Raw genomic sequence first — 456 nt, forward strand, 5'->3', positions numbered from 1 at the left:
TGTTGAGGCTTTCCAGCAGACGTTCGGAGAACAAGGCAAAACCGTTTTCGCCGTGCAGCGAAGCAAACTCCGCCGACAGATCGATGACGTAATCACGCAGGATCCGTTCGACGCGATCCTCGAAGCGATCTTCCAGCCAGACCATCGGGTGCTGCTGCATGCCCTGATACAGCGGCAGCGGCAAGGCGCAACTGCCGACCACACGGCTCTCGTCTTCGAGCACAAACTGCTCGATCCCGGCATCGCGTTTCTTCAGAAAGTCGATGGCCAGGCGATTCTCGAAATCGATGTTCGACGGCTGCCCGGTCGCGCGTTTGCCGAAACTGGAGCCGCGATGGTTGGCGTGGCCTTCCAGATCCACACCGTTGCGCAACTGCACCAGCACTTCGGTCTTGCCGGTGCCGGTCATGCCGCCGAGCAAAACGAAATCACACTGCGCGATGGCCTGCTCAAGGG

The 456-nt window shown here is 59.9% G+C and carries 1 pseudogene; it reads right to left on the minus strand.

The window, feature by feature from the left end:
- A pseudogene (locus J5M71_RS28300) lies at positions 1 to 456 on the minus strand (tRNA 2-selenouridine(34) synthase MnmH); the annotation flags it as partial.

This window comes from Pseudomonas sp. 43(2021) (genome assembly GCF_017490805.1).
Taxonomy (GTDB): domain Bacteria; phylum Pseudomonadota; class Gammaproteobacteria; order Pseudomonadales; family Pseudomonadaceae; genus Aquipseudomonas.